The organism is Pedobacter sp. Leaf250, assembly GCF_920984735.1.
GTDB lineage: Bacteria > Bacteroidota > Bacteroidia > Sphingobacteriales > Sphingobacteriaceae > Pedobacter.
Map to the genome: position 1 here is coordinate 32,006 of NZ_CAKLBU010000004.1, position 19,583 is coordinate 51,588.

Here is a 19,583-nt window from a genome sequence, read left to right on the forward strand (position 1 = left end):
AAAATATTTCATGATATCGTTAATAGCTAAATAATTTATATAATTTGTTTATTTAGGATTGGTTTCAAGCAATTTTTTTAGTACTGTTTTGCCAGCCGCAGCCTGCGATTTGCCCACGAGTTCACCTACTATTTTAAACATTTGGTCGAGTTGTAAAGAAGTTAAACCATTATATAAACTCAAATTTAAATGCGCTTGCAATTGGCTATCAACATCGCCTAATGCTGCAAGTGCAGAAACAGTAACCAGTTCCCGATCTTGATAGCTAAGTACTCCGCGACTAAAAATATCAGCAAATAAATGTTCCTTTAAAAACACTTCAATAACTGGCACAAACTGCGCATAACCAGCTTTACTAGTTTCAGGCTTACCAGATAATTTCTCTAAATTACCTTTCCCCAACTCATATTTATTAACTCTCGCATCTAAAGTTTGAGGTGTTTTTCCTTCAATATCATTAATACCTTTTGCTTTTCTTTCTTCAGTAACTTTTTTTAAAATATTAATAGCATTTAGCGATCTTGGGAAGCCAGCGTAAGCAGCAAGTTGAATTAACACTTCTTTTGCTTCATTAATGCTCAAACCTGAATCAAGGGCTTTTGTAGCCTCAACTTCCAAAAGCTGCTGGTTACCGCTAGCCGTAAGCGCCGCAATAGAAACTAAACTTTTTTGCCTGAAATTTAAACCGCTTTCCGTTTGTGAAAAACTTTCGCTTCCAGCAAACAAGAATATTAAGGTTAATATGTTGCGTTTTATTTTTTTTCCAATCATAGGGTTATCTTTTTAGAATTATTATTTTGAATAGACACTATCATTCACTTTTTCCAACCAAACCACAGCGCCTCTATTGCTATTGGGACCAACTGCAACATGAGTCATTTTACTTTTTGCAGCGGCACCATGCCAATGCGCTACATTTGGTGAGCAGGTTACAGATTCGCCTTTTTCTAAAATGCGTTTTTTACTTCCACGCTCCTGATAATAAGCGGTTCCTTCTGTAATCAAAAGAATTTGGCCGCCAGTATGTTTATGCCAATTTGTTCTTGCACCAGGCTCAAAGCTTACTGTTCCTAAAGTACAATCCAAGTTGTTTTTTGATTCGGTATGCATTTTAACTGAAACTATTCCTGTAAAATTATTTTGCTTTTTCTGACTATTAATCGATGTAGCACCAGATTCTTGAGCATTTAGCAATATTGGAAATGCCAGCAAAAGGATCAATGTAAAAAGTTTTAAAAACAGATTTTTCATAAGATTGAATTAATGATAACTATTCAGAAATCTAACACTCAAATATCAGCGATTTTTTTAGCTACTAAAGTATATGAATTACCTAAATATCTACCAAAAACCACGGAAGAATGGTTTCATTAACTAGTGACAATATGTTTTTGTTTCTCTACAGGTGAAAATGGTAGTTTAATCAGTAATTTATATAAAAGATTGCTACAGACTTTTAAAGACATTTGCTAAGTAAAATAATAATTACGGCTATGGTTTTAAGTAATTGCTGTTGGCCTAAAATCTTATATTATAGTATTTAATTGCCTACCATAATTAATGATTCTATACCAAATTTACAGGTAAGCAAACACTTGCTTTAATTATTTGTAAATTACTTAAGGGATAACAATTTAATTGAAGATAGCTTAATAAAGCCTTGTATTCAATTATCATTTAAAGCTAAAACAAAACATAAAACAATCTTATGATTTCATTGAACGTTAATGATCAAAATTTTGAAATAGACGCAGATCCAGATATGCCACTACTCTGGGCCATTCGTGATCTTATCGGCCTAACAGGGACCAAATTTGGCTGCGGCGTAGCGCAATGTGGTGCCTGTGTTGTCCATTTAAATGGTGAAGCAGTTAGATCTTGTGTAACCAAGGTTTCCCGGGCGGCGGGACAAAATGTGCTTACCATCGAAGGCTTATCCAAAAATAATGATCATCCTTTACAAATTGCCTGGAACGAAGAAAATGTACCACAATGTGGCTATTGCCATTCTGGTCAAATTATGTCTGCAGCAGTATTGTTACGGGAAAAGCCAAACCCTAGTGATGCTGATATTGATATGGCTATGGCAGGTAATATTTGCAGATGTGGCACTTATCCAAGAATTCGCAAAGCCATACACATGGCTGCCGAACTTTCGAAAAAAGGAGGAATAACAAAATGACAAACAAGATAAAAAATTACGCTAAGGGCCATCGTGGAATTACCCGTATGACATATGTTATGGGTACAATACTTTCATTGGTAACCATAATGGCATTTGCTTTACACGAAGATGAAAAGCCATTTGTTGCTTCGAAGAAAATTGTTGTGGTAAAAGATAGCGTAGCATCAGTAGCTGCATTTCATAAAGTATATAAAGTTTTGATGAGTCCGAGGTGCATGAATTGCCATCCATCCGGCGATATTCCATTGCAGGGAGACGATAGTCATTTACACACTATGAATCCGCAACGCGGCGTTGAAGGCAAAGGACTTTATGCCATGAAATGTGCCAATTGCCACCAGCCTACTAACACGCCAGGCAAAAATACGCCTCCTGGAAATCCCAATTGGCACTTACCACCAGCAAATATGAAAATGGTTTTCCAGGGAAGATCGCCTTATCAATTGGCCAAACAATTGGTTAATCCAAAACAAAATGGCAATAAAGATTTAAAAAAATTAATTGAACATGCTGACGACGGTTTGGTGCTGGCAGGTTGGAATCCTGGCGAAGGCAGAACGCTTCCTCCAATGAGCCATGCCGAGTTTAAAAAAGCCTGGATTACTTGGTTAACAACAGGTGCTTATGCGCCAAAAGCAAAATAATTTAAAATCAACTCAATAACATAGCAATGAGTAACGATACTTTATCAAGAAGAAATTTTTTAAGAACAACCGGATTAGGTAGTGCAGGACTTTTCCTTGGTCTGTATTTACCAGATGCTGCCCGAGCCATGATTATGACGGAGCATGAAGCGCTGGCTGCAGATGTGTATACTGAACTTACGGCATGGGTTTTAATTGAGCCTACCGGAAAAGTAACCTTGATGTGTCACCGGGCAGAAATGGGTCAAGGAGTTTATCATTCTATAGCTCAAATTATTGCCGAAGAGTTGGAAGTTGATCTGGCATCAGTAGACATTAAATTTGCGCAGGGAAATGAAAAAAAATATGGCAGTCAGTTAACGGGAGGAAGTTCTACCATCCGTGGTTCTTACAAAAACTCATTAAAATTAAGTGCTTCGGCAAGGGTTGTTTTAACCATGGCTGCTGCTGCTCGTTGGGCAGTTCCAATAGCCGAATGTTATGCAGAATCTGGCCATGTTATCCATAAACCAACAGGTAAAAAATTCCATTTTGGAGAACTGGTGGTGGAAGCTGCCAAATTAAAAGCGCCAGAAAATATCGCACTTAAACCAAGATCAGCATATAAACTTATCGGCAAACCCCTTCACCGAAAAGATACGCCGATGAAAACCAATGGTTCGGCAATATTTGGTTTAGACAAAAGAATTCCGGGAATGGTTTTCGCCGCCGTAGAACGTAATCCTCGCTTACGCGGGAAAATTAAAAGTTTCGACGATTCGGCCACCCGTAAAATTCCTGGTGTTACCAACGTGATTAAAATCGCCATGGGCGTTTACGAAATGGATCGAGAAGGTGTGGCTGTTGTAGCTACTTCCACCTGGGCAGCATTGCAAGGAAAGAAAGCGCTTAAAATTGAATGGGACGATACTGGTTTTGAACATGTGAACAGCCTGGAAATTTTCAGCAAGCAACGCGAATTACTTAAAACTGAAGAAGGCCGGATATTAACTACCCAAGGCGATCCTAATGGTGTTATTACGCAATCAAAAGATCTTTTGGATGTGGTTTACGAAACGCCATACCAATCGCACTGTGCGATGGAACCATTAAATTGTATTGCTCACCACCGCGGCGATACCGTAGAAATTTGGGGACCTGTACAGGCACCAAACTGGATTCAGGACTACATCAGTAAAAAAATGGGGATTGCCTTTGAAAAAGTAATCGTAAACATGACTTTCTTAGGCGGGGGATTCGGTAGAAAAGCATTAACAGATTATCCGCATGAAGCTTTGGTAATTTCAAAAGCAATCGGACTTCCGGTGCAGGTGGTATGGACTCGTGAGGATGATGCCACACAAGGTCCTTTCCGTCCGGGAATTTCTTACAGATGCCAGGGTGTGATAGATGGAAACAAAAACATTAGTGCAATCAAATTCCGCATGGCGGGCCAAAACAATGATCATTTTAGATCTGGCGATAATGGTAAGGCAAACAGAAGCACTTCCGAGGGTTGGTTGAAACCTTATTTCGAAAGCATCAAAAATATCAGCTTTGCTGATGTAACGTTTAAAACACCAATCCCTACTATATTTTGGAGATCGGTTTATGCATCTACCAACGGCTTTGCATACGAAAGTTTTGTAAACGAATTGGCGCATAAATCAGGAAAAGATCCGCTGGAGTTTCGGCGGGAACATTTGAAGGAGGAAAGAACACAAAAACTGTTAGATAAAGTAGCTGAAGTATCTGGCTGGAAAAATAAAGGAAAAGGCTTTGGCATGGCAGTTACAGAATGTTTTGGAACAACCGTTGCTCAAGTGGTAAAAGTTTCTAAATCGAAAGGAGGAAAATTAAAAATCGATCAGGTTTGGGCCGTGGTAGATTGCGGTTGGTATGTTAATCCCGATATCATCCACGCACAGGTGGAAGGTGCTATTGTAATGGGATTGGGAGCGGCCACTATCCATGAAATTACATTTAAAGATGGTTTGGTTGAGCAACATAATTTTTATGATTATAAAATGCCAAGGATTACCGATATTCCGCCGATTGAGGTTCATATTATGGAGAACAATGAGGATGCAGGTGGTATTGGCGAGCCAGGTTTGCCTCCGTTTGCACCTGCATTAACCGATGCTATTTTCGACTTAACAGGAAAAAGGATAAGAAAATTACCATTCGATATGGCCAGTATTTAATTTTTATCCCAATCTTGCAGTTCGATTTGAATAAAATCTCCTTATGAAAGAAATTGTTGATATTCTGGGTGCGTACCAAAAGGCATTGGCCGACAATAAAAAATCGGCTTTGGCAACAGTGGTGAAGGTAGAAGGTTCATCGTACAGGCGGCCAGGTGCCCGTATGCTGGTAACCGATGATGGGCTTTTAACAGGCGCCATTAGCGGTGGCTGCCTTGAAGGTGATGCACTTCGTAAGGCGCTTTCGGCCATTCATCAGCAGGAAAATAAATTGGTAACTTATGATACAACCGATGAAGATGATGCAAAATTTGGCGTTCAGCTTGGTTGCAATGGCATTGTTCATATACTTTTCGAACCTATTTTTCCAGAAGATAAATTTAATCCGATTGAAATATTAAAGGCGGCAAATAGCCGAAGAGAAAATTGTGTAATTGCTACCCTGTTTTCAATAGAAAGTAAAAAGCAACCTGGTTCAATTATGTTGTTTCGGGAAAAAGACAGCTTCGAAAAAATTACCGACGAGATTTTAGGTTCCATTAAAAATGATGCCTTTGATGTATTGAAATTGAAGTTATCTAGATTTGAAAATTACGCATTCGAAGGTGAAGATTGCGATGCTTTTCTGGAATTTATCCCACCTCCTATCCAGTTGATCATTGCTGGTGCAGGAAATGATGCGCAACCGCTTGCGGAAATGGCAAACATATTGGGTTGGGAAATTACAGTTGCTGATGGGAGACAAACACACGCATCGCAACAAAGATTCCCTAAAGCAAAGCGGGTTTTAGTGGCTAAACCAGAACAATTATTACCTCAAATTGAAATAGATGAATTAACAGCATTTGTGCTGATGACCCATAATTACAACTATGATACCGCACTTTTAAGCTTGCTTTTGAAAACCCAGGCGCCTTACATCGGCACTTTAGGTCCAAAGAAAAAGTTGATCAGAATGTTGGAAGAGCTTAATCAAACGGAAAACGAATTGAGGGTAAATGGTCCGATTGGATTAGATATAGGCGCTGAAACTGCTGAAGAAATTGCCATTTCAATTATTGCAGAAATACAGGCCACTTTTGCTGGTGCATCAGCCGGAATGTTAAAGGAAAAGAAAAATCCGATACATTATTACGATTTAAAAGGCAATTCATGAGCACCGCAATCATCATATTAGCTGCAGGTAATTCGAGCAGAATGGGTAAGCCAAAGCAGCTTTTAAATTACAATGGTCAAACCTTTCTTGATATTGTAATTACTGAATCTGCAAAAACAACTTTCTATCCAATAATAGTTGTTTTGGGGGCTTATGCAGCAGAAATTAAGCAATCTATAGCCGATAAAGGTATTTTTTATGTAGTAAATGAAAATTGGGAAAGCGGTATGTCATCCAGTATTTCTTTCGGACTACAATCTGCACTAAATATTGATCCTGAAATAGAAAATGTAATTCTAACTGTGGCAGATCAGGTTCATATTTCTTCAGAAATTTTTGAAGCGCTTAACAGCACTCATCAATTTACAAATAAAAGCATCGTCACTTGTGCCTATTCTAAAACAACTGGTTCACCATCATTGTTCAACAAGAAATATTTCGAAGAATTGCTAAATTTAACGGGAGAAACTGGCGCAAAACCTGTAATAAAACAGTATATTACCGATACCGCTACGATTCCTTTTGAGTTAGGAAAAGTTGATATTGATACAGAAACCGACTATAAAAAATTAATAAACAATAAATGATAGCAGATTCGTTTGGGAGAGTGCATGATTATTTGCGAATATCGTTAACCGATAATTGCAATTTCCGCTGCTTTTATTGTATGCCAGAAGAAGATTATGATTTTACGCCGGCTTCGCGATTAATGCAACCTCACGAAGTTTTAGCTTTAGCAGAAACCTTTGTAGCGCAAGGCGTTAAAAAAATTCGATTAACTGGAGGCGAGCCGCTTGTTCGTAAAGATGCGGCTGAAATTATCAGAGGCTTGGGCAAACTTCCAGTAGAATTGGTAATTACAACCAATGGAACCCGAATTGCTGAAATGCTGCCAGTATTGATCGAAGCAGGCATTAAAACCATTAACATCAGCCTCGACACCCTGCAGCCTGAAAAGTTTTTCATGATTACCAGAAGGGATGTTTTTCATCAGGTCCGAAGCAATATCGAATTATTGCTGCAACATAAAATTGCCGTCAAAATAAATATGGTGGTGATGAAAGGGCTTAACGATGGTGAAATAAAAGATTTCATCGACTGGACAAAACACAATCCCATTCAAATCCGGTTTATTGAATTTATGCCTTTTACAGGCAACAAATGGACGAGCAATAAAATGTTCTCGCTGCAAGAAATATTGAGTATTGTGGAGAAAGATTTTATTGTGTTACCAGTAAATTCTGCCCCGCATGATACCGCTAAAGGTTTTATGATACCTGGGCATGAAGGTTCTTTTGCAATTATTAGCACCATGACGGCTCCATTCTGCAGCACCTGCAACCGCATGCGCTTAACGGCCGATGGTAAGCTGAAAAATTGTTTATTTTCTGATGGAGAAACCGATTTATTATCAGCATTAAGAAAAAATGAGGATGTTCTTCCTCTAATATTAGCTTCGATTTGGAGTAAGAAAAAAGAATTGGGCGGCCAATTAATGACAAACTTCGAAAATATCGACGCCAATACCATCAAAAACAGAAGCATGATAACCATTGGAGGATAAAATGATAAGTGTTGAAGATGCAAAAAAGCTGATTAGAGATCATATTTCGCAACTAAACCCCATTTTAAAATCATTGCAGGATTCTGCTGAACATGTTCTTGCGGAAGATGTTTTTGCTGCTTTTGATATTCCCGCTTTCCGCCAATCATCGATGGATGGTTATGCCATTATTTTTGGTGATCAAAATCAAGACCTTGATTTAATTGGTGAAATGGCAGCCGGAACTCCTGATAAAATTTCTATAATTCAAGGACAAACCAGCCGAATATTTACAGGTGCTCCACTTCCTGACGGTGCCGATACGGTGGTGATGCAGGAAAAAACCAGCAAGAAAAACAACAGCATCAGTTTTGAAGATGAGAAGTTAGTAAAGTGTGCCAATGTGAGGCAAATCGGTTCTGAAATTCATGTCGGCGAATTGGCTATGCAAAAAGGCGATTTGCTTAGTCCGGCGGCATTGGCTTTTTTAGCAGGAATTGGAATTTCTGAAGTTTTGGTTTACCCAATGCCAAGCGTTGCCATAATCCTTACCGGAAACGAACTACAAAAACCTGGTTTGCCATTAAACTTTGGTCAGGTTTACGAATCGAATTCCTATTCGCTCACCGCTGCATTAAACAAAGAGGGAATTTACCATATCGAGGTAGTAACAGCTGAAGATACTTTAGAGACATTAACAAATGTTTTGAAAACAGCTTTAGAAAAAAATGACGTGATTTTACTAACAGGCGGCGTTAGTGTGGGTGATTATGATTTTGTGTTGCAGGCCGCAGCAAATTGCGGAGTAGAGCAAATCTTTCACAAAGTAAAACAGAAACCCGGTAAGCCTCTATTTTTTGGCAAGCAAAACGATAAAGTTATTTTTGGATTACCTGGAAATCCATCATCGGTATTAAATTGTTATTACAACTATGTGGTTCCGGCAATAAAACAACTATCCAGAAAAGAAAATAACGTAAAATCAATCCAGGCAGAATTAACGCATACTTATAAAAAACCTAAAGATTTAACTCACTTTTTAAAAGGAAATTATATAGATGGCAAAGCTACAGCCCTTGGCGCTCAGGAATCTTATCGGTTAAGTTCTTTTGCACAGGCAAATTGCCTCATTCAATTAAACCAAGGGCAAGAAAATTTTTCCGCAGGTGAAAATGTAAACGTAATTTTGATTTAGAATTCGATTAGAAATGGAGATAGAAATAATCAGCTTTGGAAAAATATCGGAATTTATCAATAATCAAAAATTGAGTATTGATGTGGAATCTACTGATGATTTGAAAACTCATCTTGAGAAAATTTTCCCGCAACTTGTTGGAATGAAATATAAACTGGCTTTAAATAAAAACATTGTGCAACATAATTGCGCAATTAAAGATAATGACAGCATTGCCATTATGCCACCATTTTCAGGAGGATAAATGAATACGGAGCGATACCAAAGGCAGATTATTTTAAGCGGATTCGGAATGGAATCGCAGCAACGCCTAGCTGATGCAAAAGTTTTGGTAATCGGTGCCGGTGGATTGGGCTGCCCAGCCCTACAATATCTTGTTGCCGCAGGCGTAGGCTGCATCGGCGTTGCCGACCATGATGTGGTGGAACTTTCTAACCTGCAAAGGCAAGTACTTTATGGCATAGACGATATCGGTTTATTAAAAGTTGATGTAGCTGCAAAACGGCTTCAGCAAATGAATCCGGAAAGCAAGTTAATCCTCCATCCTACTTCTATTAATAAAAATAATGTAATCGAAATCATCAGCAATTATAACCTCATTTTTGATGGAACTGATAATTTCGAATCGAGATACCTGATAAACGACGCTTGCACATTGCTTAAAAAGAGCTTGGTATTTGCAGCAGTTTCTGGTTTTGAAGGACAAATAGCTGTATTTAATACCCCAGACGAGCAAAAGACTATTACCAATTATCGCGACTTATTTCCTGTTCAACCCAATGCCAATGAAATTCCAAATTGTGCAGAAAATGGCGTTTTAGGTGTACTTCCAGGCATTATTGGAACTATGGCAGCAGGCGAAATTGTTAAATTAATTACTGGAATTGGAAAACCGCTGATCAACAAATTACTTCACTATAACTTACTTAATCAAGAACAATATGAAATTAATATTAGTCCTTCAGATGAGTATAAACAAGTAACAGCATCTGATTTAATGAATAATACAGCTGAAAGTGTTTTATCAAGCTACACAGAAATCGATGCCGAAAGTATGTTAGAATTGAGCAAAAAAAAATCTACTTTGTTAATTGATGTTCGTGAGCGGCATGAATTCCCAAAACTAAACCCGACTACCTATCAACAGATTCCAATGTCTGAATTTGATGTTTTTGCCGCATCTGATATTGTTGCAGACAACATTATTTTGCTTTGCCAACATGGGATTAGAAGTGTTGCAGCAGCCGAAAAATTACATTCAATATATGGTGATAGCAAGAAAATTTACAGTTTAAAAGGCGGCATCGCAAAATGGAGAAACCATTTTTAACAACTTAGCATGAGCGAAAAGAAAATTAAAAATATATTTGTAAACGGTCCTGTTTCACCAGAATTTATTGCTAATAGCATTGGTAACCACAACACAAAAACCGATATTGGCGGTCATAGTATCTTTTTGGGCCAAGTAAGGAACGACGAAATAGACGGCAAAATAGTATCAGCGATAGCATATACCGCTTTTGAAGATTTGGCACTCACTAAAATGCATGAGATTAGAGAAGAAATTTTTGCAAAATATCCGCTAAGCTGCATGCACATTCACCACAGCCTGGGCGTTATTGGTGCTGGCGAAATTTGTTTATTTGTGTTTACATCATCAAAGCATAGAAAACCCGCAATTGAGGCCTGCAACGAATTGGTAGAAAGAATAAAGTCAGAACTTCCCATTTGGGGGAAAGAAATATTTGCTGATGAAACCCATCAGTGGAAAGAAAATATTTAAAATGGTAAACATCACAAAAAAATCGAATACTTTAAGGAAGGCCATTGCAAGTGCAACATTATGTGTTTCCAAACAAGAAACCATTGACGCTGTTGTGCAACGAAAGGTGCCTAAGGGCGATGTTTTCGAATTTGCCAGGGCAGCAGGTTTGTTTGGGGTAAAAAGAACCAGCGATGTAATTCCCGATTGCCATCCACTGCCTGTTGAGTACACTTCCATCACCTTCGAAGTAAAGGATTTGGAAATTGAAATTTTGGTTGAAGTGCATACCATTTACAAAACCGGCGTGGAGGTAGAAGCCATGCATGGTGCTTCGGTTACGGCGTTAACCATGTACGATATGTTGAAACCGATTGATAAAGGCATCGAAATTAGAAACATCAAATTGCTCGAAAAATCTGGGGGCAAATCAGATTTAAAAAATAAACAGTTCCCTCAACTTAAAGCAGCAGTGGTAGTTTGTTCTGATTCAATTTATCAAAAGCAAAATGAAGACCTTTCGGGTAAAGCAATTATTGCCATACTTCAGCAATTTGGCATTGAAACTTTGAAGTATGAAATTGTACCGGATGAAATAGAAGCCATCAGAAATGCGGCAACTAACCTTTCAGGAGCTGAACATCAACTTTTGATTTTTACGGGAGGCACTGGATTATCGCCCCGAGATGTTACCCCTGAAGCCATTTCACCACTTATTAACAGATCGATTGATGGGCTAATGGAAACTGCCAGGCGTTACGGACAAGAACGAATGCCTTACGCCATGTTATCAAGAGGTGTGGCAGGTTTTATTGGTGAAACATTGATAATTACACTGCCAGGATCAAAGAACGGGGTTGAAGAAACAATTGATGCGTTGTTTCCACAAGTATTGCATGTATTTAATGTTCAATCCGGAGAGCGACATTAGTTTAAAGATTTCTGTAAAATATCCGTAGGAAAAAGGTATTGTTTCTGGTTTTTAGACAAATTGCAGATCTTATAAGCTTTTTACATGATCACTGAAATGAATAAGTCCTCGTCTAAACCACACTATCCTATTTTGGACGGACTTCGGGGCGTTGCGGCTATAATCGTGGTAACATTTCATCTTACAGAGCCATTAGGAACTGGTCATCTTGATATATTGGTTAACCATGGCTACTTAGCAGTAGACTTTTTCTTTCTATTATCGGGTTTTGTTATTGGTTATGCTTATGATAACCGGTGGAACAAAATGACCATCGGCAACTTTATCAAACGCCGGATAATCCGTCTGCAACCTATGGTTATTCTAGGAATGACACTTGGCGCCATAGGATTTTATTTCACTGATTCAACAATCTGGCCACTCATTCACACCATTCCGATATGGAAAATGTTATTGGTAATGCTCATCGGATATACCATTTTACCCATACCATTATCATTAGATATCCGTGGCTGGCAAGAAATGCATCCACTAAATAGCGTGGGTTGGTCGCTTTTTTTCGAATACATAGCCAATATATTGTATGCAATATGGATAAGAAAATTTTCGAAAACAGCATTAATCATAATTGTAATTATTTCTGGCATAGCACTGGCGCAATTGGCCATCGCAAATGGAGATGTTAGTGGCGGGTGGACACTTAATGTAGAGCAAGTGAGAATCGGATTAACGCGAACCATCTATCCTTTTTTTGCAGGTCTTCTACTGTCTCGGATAATAAAACCTGCTCGGATAAAAAACGCATTATTATGGTGCAGTTTATTAATTGCTCTAGTTCTTTACATGCCACGTGTTGGTGGTGAAGCACATTTTTGGATGAATGGTCTTTATGAATCTATTTGTATTATTGTTGTCTTTCCAATGATTATTTACCTATGTGCAAGTGGTATGTTGCACACTCAGAGAGAGCAAAAAATCTGTAAATTTTTAGGTGAAATATCTTATCCACTTTATCTGGTACATTATCCACTGGTATATTTTTATGTCGCCTGGATTAGCAATAACAAAGGCACAACAATTGTTCAAGCGTGGCCTTATGCGCTACTTATTCTACTTGGTAGTATCCTATTGTCCTATATTGCCTTGAAATGTTATGATGAACCAGTAAGAAAATGGCTACAGAAGAAGGTTTTTAAGTTTTAAGCTATTGATGGCGTATGAGTGTAACGTGTGCAACTGTTAAATATTCAATCTTCGAATTCATTAATATTCTTTATATTTCTGAAATGTGTTTCACACACGACAAGCGTTTGCTAACAAGGATAAACCAAAAAAGAGAATAAATACAGCAGATTGAAGATATGAACTGTTAGATATGAACATCCATAGAAATTTATAAAAACAAAAAGCCTTAGATTTCTCTAAGGCTTTTTCCGTACCGATAATCGGGATTACTTTCAATATTTAAAAGCCTTTTTATTGCTTATTGAACCGGTTGTAGACGATTTGAAGGCGAAAGGATTTATATAATTGCTCCAAATATTTCAGTAATTATTTCTTCAAAAAACCTTTCATCGGGAAACTTTGAACCGAAAAACTTGACATTGTAGGTGATAGTAATTTATTTCAAAATTGGTTATAATTCAGTTATCAAAATGAATTATTGGAAACGATGTTAGCAAGGCAGCTACTCATCTTTTAATTAAAACTTATTAGATGTTATTTAGAACTAACGCACCTAAATCCGGTATGTTCAAGGCCAGTATCAGTCGAAGTTTTCATTCTCGAAGTAACCTTATATCCCTCACAATATGAGGCGTTGCACATAAACGACCCTCCGCGAACTACCTTCTTTGGTACGCCTGGCTCCATTGGATCAAAACTATCTGATGGGCCAATTGGATTTATAGCTGATCCACCTACCGTTTTATAATAATCTGAACGATACCAATCACTGCACCATTCCCAAACATTTCCTGCCATATCAAACAAACCATAACCATTTGGCTTGAATTGTTTTATAGGCGCAAGGCTTCCAAATTTATCCCAGTTTGTATTGCTAACCGGAAAACTTCCCTGCCAGGTATTGGCTTTAGCAATATCTTTTTCAACATCCTCATTTCCCCATGGATATAAGTTCTCTTTTAAACCGCCTCTTGCTGCATATTCCCATTCCGCTTCGGTAGGCAAACGCTTTCCAGTCCATTTACAATAAGCCATCGCATCATCCCAAGAAATATGGACAACCGGATAATTATCTTTTCCATTGATATTGGTTTTCGGTCCATGGGGATGTTTCCAATCAGCTCCTTTCATCCAGCGCCACCATTGAGCAGCATTATCCAAACCATCAATGGAATGAGGTTGATAAAACACAAGTGATGCGGCAACAAAAACACTATCTGGTGGCTTTGGAGTTCCTGCAGGCAGTTGTTTTTTTATTTCCTCCCACACCAGTTTCCGTTCTGCAGTTGTTAGATATCCCGTCGCATCCACAAACTTTCTAAATTCTGCATTGGTTACTTCACTAACATCCATCCAAAAAGAAGATAGTTTGACCATGTGTTGTGGGTATTCATCTTCTCGTCCTTCTTTATCCTTAGCACCCATATTAAACCTTCCGGCAGGAATCAGAATCATGCCGCGATGACTAACGTTATTGGCTACAAAACTAGATGAATCCTTTATCACCCCAAACCGATCAGGAAGATTTTGCTCGCAAGAGGCCAAAGAATCTTGCCCCTGTTTTTTTTCGATGCTATTCTTTGATTTAGAGCATGTTAAACAAAAGAGTGGCAGTATCGCAAAGATTAAAGTTTTAACTTTCCTCATATATGGAATCACAAAAATTTCAAATAGCGCATAAATAATAATAATACATCTGAAGTTATTAACTCACCGCTGATTACCTGATGTTTATTAACGCTTTAATTTTATTGATTTTAGCATAAACTTCGACAGATCATCTGCTGCTTTATCATTCTCGAAACTTTGCGGCAACCTGCCATTCGTATATTCATTATACAACCATGGATCACCAATAGCTAAAACAGTTCCCTTTCCATATTGAGAAATCACCATTGCAACCTCGCCTTTGCTAGTTTTTAAAACTGGCGTTGCTGTATGGCTTATGGAAATAGAAGAAGCATCTTTGATGAAAATCTTTTTCGAGGTTTTGAATACTTGGTTGTTTTTGATGTTTAGTGCACCCTCTTCAAAATGAGCATCATCTACAACATGTAAAATTAATTCGTTATTAAATTTGAAACCAAATTTTTCCGCTAAAAGATTAAAGTGCTCCAGGTCTGCGTTCGCTTTATCATTAGCAAAAAGTAAAAGAACGCCGCCACGTTTCACCCAGGCCGCTATTGCATTTGCATCCTCAGAGTTCATGTAGTTTGGTTTAGGATTATCTTTCAGGTGATCAGGATCTACAATGATGTAAACATCGCTCCCTGCCAGCGTTTTCGCTGTTGGTTTTTGAAAAAGTACGCTAAGTTCTTTTGCGCCATTACCCTTAAAAGATGCACCTAAAATAGAGAAACCGCTCATTTCCGTATCGTTCCACAAATAATGAAAAGGTAGGCTTTGTCCATTTGCGCCTGGCTTGGTTTCGCTGTTAAAGTAATGATCCAGCGTAACAACTTGGCTTTGAACATAGCTATTTATACTAATTAATGCCGCTGTGAAGATGAATTTTAAATAGGCTTTTGTCATGATTTGATTATATGTGGATAATTTGGTCTAGCCTTTTTCTGAATCTAACTTGATCAGGTATTCAGTTGGCATACAACCATAGTATTGCTTAAAAGCTGTTGAGAAATAAGATGGGGAGTTGAACCCGCACATATAAGTAACCTGGGCCATCGTATATCGCTTGCTTTGCATCAATTCAACTGCCTTTTTAAATCTGATGGTTTTGACGAAATCAGTTGCTGATTCTCCTGTTATTGCCTTAAATTTTAAATAAAGATTAGATCGGCTCATGCCAATCTCCTGACTAAATTTTTCTACCGAAAAATCTGAATCGGATAAATGCTTCTCCACCACATCTATTGCTTTTTTGAGAAACTCTTCATCAAGGGTATTGAAGGCCAGATTTTGAGGAACCACCTCCCTATTGCCGCTGTAATAATCTATCAAACGTTTTCTAGCTTTCAACAGGTTGGAAATTTTGGCTGCAAGCATCTCAATGGAAAAAGGTTTTGTGATATAATCGTCAGCCCCCATTTCCAATCCCTTAATCTGCTGATCGATTTCTGATTTCGCCGTGAGTAACATCAAAGGAATATGAGAAGTATTAATATTCTGTTTCACACGTCTACAAAAATGCAGACCGTCAAGCTCTGGCATCATCACATCGCTCACAATCAGATCAAAAGCCTGTTCTTCAAGTATTTTGAGTGCCATAAGCCCGTCAAATGCAACGGTAACCAAGTAGTCGGACTCAAAATATTCCCGCAAATAATCTAGTATTTCCTGGTTGTCATCCACTAATAACAAATGGCTTTTGTGCATGCCGTCTGCTTCAACAACATTGGAATCTTCCAGAACCTCTTCAACATTTTGATCCGCTTGGCTGGTTAATGCTTCAGATACAGTAGAGAGTTCATAAATCTTACTGTCTTTTTTATCTATATCTCCATAGGTAGTATCTGAAGTCGGGATCGAAACCGTGAAAACACTACCTTTACCGATTTCACTTTCGGCAGTAATAAATCCATGATGCAATTCAACCAGCCGTTTTGTGAAAGCCAGACCGACACCTGAACCCAGGTTCATTTCCTGGTTGTTGACCTGGTAAAAACGGTCAAAGATTTTGGCAAGATCATCCTTGCCAATCCCCACACCGGTATCGCTTATTTTGATAATGGCATAATCTTTTGAGATAGATAAATCGAGACTGATTTGATCTTGGTTTCTAGTGTATTTAAATGCATTGGAAAGCAAGTTGAACAATATTTTCTCCATTGCATCATGGTCAAAGAAAAAGGCAAGCTTTGCCTGGGTAGAGCGATAAGTATATTTGATATTTTTTTGATCTGATAAAGGCTTGAAAGATTCGTATATCTCATGTATAAAACTTACAATATCACCCCTTTCTACTTTTAAACGCCTTGTTCCCGTTTCTGTTTTCCTGAACTCGAAAAGCTGATCGACCAGATTATACAACCGCTTTGCATTCGTGAGCATCATTTCATGACGCTTTGTAATCGCCTTTTGCGCCAGTGGCTTATTGATCATTTCTTCCAGTGGAGCAAGAATTAAGGTTAGTGGGGTTCTCAATTCGTGTGAAACGTTCGTAAAAAAATCCATTTTCATCTGATTGATGTAGCGAACTTTTTCTTTATCCACACGTTCAAGCTTTAACTGATGCAGTGCTCTAACACGCTCTGCAATAATCCTGTAAGCAACATAAGCCCCAACTATAGCAAAAGCGAATACCAAAGTGTAAAACCACCAGGTATTATACCAGGGTGGAAGTACGTTGATTTGCAAACTCCGCACTGCACTAGTCTCTCCATTCGGGCCTACAGCCTTAATTTTAAAATGGTAGTTGCCTGCTTTTAGATTATTATAAACCACCTTCAAATCATCTGTTCGCTGCCAGTTTTCATCCACACCATCCAACATATAGAGGTAGTGGGTTCGATTAGCTGAAATATAATTGAAGGCATTGAAACGGATGGTAAACTGCTTATATTCAGAAGCGATCCAAATTTTATTGGTTTGATCCAGTGGATTTTCGAGTATTTCGGTTTCATCGCCCATATTCACCATTCGGCCGAAAACCTCAAGTGCAGTAAAGGATACTTTTAATGGTAAGGATTGTTGTTTGATATTTGAAGGATAAAAATAAGAAACCCCATTAATGCCCCCGTAAAGTAACATACCGTCCCTGGCTTTGCAAAAAGCATAGTCATTAAACTGATTATTCTGCAATCCGTCACTTTCATCAAAAGTTTGGACTGATTTGGTTGCTGGATTATAGCGGACAAGCCCTTTGTTGGTAGAAATCCACAGGTTGCCTTCCTGATCAGATTCAATTCCATAAATGGTACCTGTGATAAAATCTTTTCGGTTTCGATGTGTGATGAATGTTTGGCTTGATTCATCGAACAAACTCAAGCCTTCCCTTGATCCAACCCATATTCGCTGATTACTATCTTCAGTAATGCAGGTAATTACATCATCACTAATTTGAGATTTAGCGGTATTCCCGAAAAGCATATTATCCGGATAAAGCAAAGTAACTCCATTGGTTGTACCGATCCATATCCTACGCCTGTTATCCTCAAAAAGGTAGGTGATATCATCAGAACTCAACCTTTTTCCAGCCTTATCCAAATGAACGTGAGAAAACAAACCTTTGTCTGAATCAAATTGGTCTAATCCAGACCGGGTTCCCACCCAAATTCTGCCCTTATAATCTTTTAGCACACTGTATACCAAATTACCGGAAATTGAATTTGGATCATTTTCATCATGTAAAAAACGCTTAACTGATCCTGTAGCGGGGTTTAATATATTTAAACCGCCATTATGCGTTCCGATCAGCACTTGCTCGCGATCATCAAAAGCGATAGCTTTTATGTTATTTGATGCCAATGTGCTGGCGCTGCGCTCACTGCTCGTATAATAGCTAATCGTGTTGTTCTTTCTATCCCAATAATTCAGCCCCTTATCATTGGTACCGATCCAAAAATTACCTTTTTTATCCTGACTGATGGCACTAACCACCTCATCATTTAACGATAATTTGCCCGTGTTTTGACTCAGCAGGTTAAACTTGATATCATTGCGATGATAATAATTTACCCCTCCATAAAATGTACCCAACCAGATACCATCTTGCTTATCCCTGAAAAAGCACCGAACTGAATTCTGGCTAATGGTGTAGGGTTGAGAAACCTGATGAAAATAATTATCAAACAGCCCAGAAGCAGCACTAAGAATAGACAAACCTTTGAACGTTCCAAGCCAGATATCCCCCTGTGTATCTTTCCCTACACTCCTAATGTTATTGTCGGCAATACTGTTCGCATCCGCTTGATGTAAAAAAGTTTTCTTTTGATTCGTTTCCGGATTGTAGCGAATTAATCCAGCTCCTTCTGTGGCCACCCATAAAAGGTCACCATCCAGATAAACCTCATTTATCGCTGCTTTCTCCGAACCCAGATCAATTTTTGATAATTGGCTCTTGTTTCCCGACCTTTTGAAAAGCCCAACATCGGTTCCGATCAAAAGATCTTTTTTCCAGTTGCCGATATAAGCTATTTTCCTAATTCCATAATCGAATAAATTTAAATTTACTTCCTCAAAAGTCTTTGATTTTGGTGACAACTGAAAAATACCACCCACCACTGAAGTTGCCCAAAGATTATGGTGCTCATCTTCAGTAATCGAAGAAACATACCACTCCCCTAAGCTCCGAGGTAATTTATAGTTGATAAACTCATCTTTGGCATAATCGTATCGGCTAACGCCTTGATTACCTCCTATCCATAAATTACCGACATGATCGACAAATAATGTGCGGATGTAATAAGATTGAAGGCTATTTGGATGAGCCTTAACAGGACGGTAGACTTTAAAACCTTTGCTATCATAGCGGTTGAGTCCATCCTGCGTCGCCATCCAGATAAATCCCAGCGTATCCTGCTTTATCGAGAAAACGGTGCTCTGGGAAAGTCCCTTGCTTACTGAAATATTTCTGAAATTACGATCAGAAACCTGCGCTTCCGAATCGCCAGTTATCACAATAAAGCATAATACAAAAATGGCATTCAGCCACCTGAATCGTAACCAATTTGCTTTTTGTATGATTGATAACTTCTGTAGAAGCATAGAATTTATGATAACCTGATGATTAAATATTCAAGATAAGCATTTATAAGTTTACATAATCACACTCAACATTACGAAGTTAGCGATGCATACTGTAAGCCACTTTTAAATTTGATTAAAAATCTTTTAATAGTGA

17 protein-coding genes are annotated in these 19,583 nt (G+C 38.3%); 12 read left to right on the plus strand and 5 right to left on the minus strand.

The genetic code is table 11. From position 1 onward, the window contains the following. Positions 1-48: 48 nt before the first annotated feature. Both LUA91_RS04565 and LUA91_RS04570 read right to left on the minus strand, forming a co-directional pair. Entirely contained in the window at positions 49-771 is a 723-nt protein-coding gene (locus LUA91_RS04565) for a carboxymuconolactone decarboxylase family protein (RefSeq protein ID WP_231424847.1), read from the minus strand. Positions 772-792: 21 nt separating this feature from the next. After that, complete coding sequence (locus LUA91_RS04570; RefSeq protein ID WP_231424848.1) at positions 793-1,251, minus strand: cupin domain-containing protein; 459 nt, start codon at positions 1,249-1,251, stop codon at positions 793-795. 457 nt (positions 1,252-1,708) lie between these two features. Here LUA91_RS04570 and LUA91_RS04575 point away from each other — a divergent pair, with 457 nt between their 5' ends. The 12 genes from LUA91_RS04575 to LUA91_RS04630 all read left to right on the plus strand — a co-directional run bounded on the left by LUA91_RS04575 (position 1,709) and on the right by LUA91_RS04630 (position 12,802). After that, complete coding sequence (locus tag LUA91_RS04575; RefSeq protein WP_231424849.1) at positions 1,709-2,182, plus strand: (2Fe-2S)-binding protein; 474 nt, start codon at positions 1,709-1,711, stop codon at positions 2,180-2,182. Beyond that, the gene (locus LUA91_RS04580) at positions 2,179-2,829 is read left to right on the plus strand and encodes a hypothetical protein (protein WP_231424850.1); all 651 of its coding nucleotides are present in this window, start codon (positions 2,179-2,181) and stop codon (positions 2,827-2,829) included. The genes LUA91_RS04575 and LUA91_RS04580 overlap by 4 nt, the downstream gene beginning before the upstream one ends. Positions 2,830-2,855: 26 nt before the next feature. Continuing rightward, positions 2,856-5,012, plus strand: a complete 2,157-nt coding sequence (locus LUA91_RS04585; RefSeq protein WP_231424851.1) for a molybdopterin cofactor-binding domain-containing protein — start codon at positions 2,856-2,858, stop codon at positions 5,010-5,012. 43 nt (positions 5,013-5,055) lie between these two features. After that, positions 5,056-6,168, plus strand: a complete 1,113-nt coding sequence (locus LUA91_RS04590) for an XdhC family protein (RefSeq protein WP_231424852.1) — start codon at positions 5,056-5,058, stop codon at positions 6,166-6,168. After that, on the plus strand, positions 6,165-6,755 hold the full coding sequence (locus tag LUA91_RS04595; protein WP_231424853.1) for an NTP transferase domain-containing protein: 591 nt from the start codon (positions 6,165-6,167) through the stop codon (positions 6,753-6,755). The genes LUA91_RS04590 and LUA91_RS04595 overlap by 4 nt, the downstream gene beginning before the upstream one ends. Further along, on the plus strand, positions 6,752-7,732 hold the full coding sequence (moaA, locus tag LUA91_RS04600) for a GTP 3',8-cyclase MoaA (protein ID WP_231424854.1): 981 nt from the start codon (positions 6,752-6,754) through the stop codon (positions 7,730-7,732). Before LUA91_RS04595 ends, moaA begins: the two co-directional genes overlap by 4 nt. A gap of 1 nt (position 7,733) precedes the next feature. Next, entirely contained in the window at positions 7,734-8,906 is a 1,173-nt protein-coding gene (glp, locus tag LUA91_RS04605; RefSeq protein ID WP_231424855.1) for a gephyrin-like molybdotransferase Glp, read from the plus strand. Between the two features lie 13 nt (positions 8,907-8,919). Beyond that, complete coding sequence (locus LUA91_RS04610) at positions 8,920-9,150, plus strand: MoaD/ThiS family protein (protein WP_231424856.1); 231 nt, start codon at positions 8,920-8,922, stop codon at positions 9,148-9,150. Beyond that, complete coding sequence (locus LUA91_RS04615) at positions 9,151-10,236, plus strand: HesA/MoeB/ThiF family protein (RefSeq protein WP_231424857.1); 1,086 nt, start codon at positions 9,151-9,153, stop codon at positions 10,234-10,236. A gap of 9 nt (positions 10,237-10,245) precedes the next feature. Next, a complete protein-coding gene (locus LUA91_RS04620; protein ID WP_231424858.1) occupies positions 10,246-10,689 on the plus strand; it encodes a molybdenum cofactor biosynthesis protein MoaE in 444 nt (147 codons plus the stop codon). Then, positions 10,658-11,599, plus strand: a complete 942-nt coding sequence (gene moaCB, locus LUA91_RS04625) for a bifunctional molybdenum cofactor biosynthesis protein MoaC/MoaB (protein ID WP_231424859.1) — start codon at positions 10,658-10,660, stop codon at positions 11,597-11,599. Before LUA91_RS04620 ends, moaCB begins: the two co-directional genes overlap by 32 nt. Positions 11,600-11,683: 84 nt before the next feature. Next, on the plus strand, positions 11,684-12,802 hold the full coding sequence (locus tag LUA91_RS04630; protein ID WP_231424860.1) for an acyltransferase: 1,119 nt from the start codon (positions 11,684-11,686) through the stop codon (positions 12,800-12,802). Between the two features lie 516 nt (positions 12,803-13,318). Here LUA91_RS04630 and LUA91_RS04635 read toward each other — a convergent pair. The 3 genes from LUA91_RS04635 to LUA91_RS04645 all read right to left on the minus strand — a co-directional run bounded on the left by LUA91_RS04635 (position 13,319) and on the right by LUA91_RS04645 (position 19,447). Beyond that, positions 13,319-14,431, minus strand: coding sequence for a formylglycine-generating enzyme family protein (locus LUA91_RS04635; protein WP_231424861.1), 1,113 nt, complete (start codon positions 14,429-14,431; stop codon positions 13,319-13,321). An 87-nt stretch (positions 14,432-14,518) separates the two neighbouring features. Next, positions 14,519-15,316: a DUF4350 domain-containing protein gene (locus LUA91_RS04640; RefSeq protein WP_231424862.1), complete on the minus strand. Its 798-nt coding sequence runs from the start codon at positions 15,314-15,316 to the stop codon at positions 14,519-14,521. A gap of 27 nt (positions 15,317-15,343) precedes the next feature. Next, on the minus strand, positions 15,344-19,447 hold the full coding sequence (locus tag LUA91_RS04645; RefSeq protein WP_231424863.1) for a hybrid sensor histidine kinase/response regulator transcription factor: 4,104 nt from the start codon (positions 19,445-19,447) through the stop codon (positions 15,344-15,346). Between the last annotated feature and the right edge of the window lie 136 nt (positions 19,448-19,583).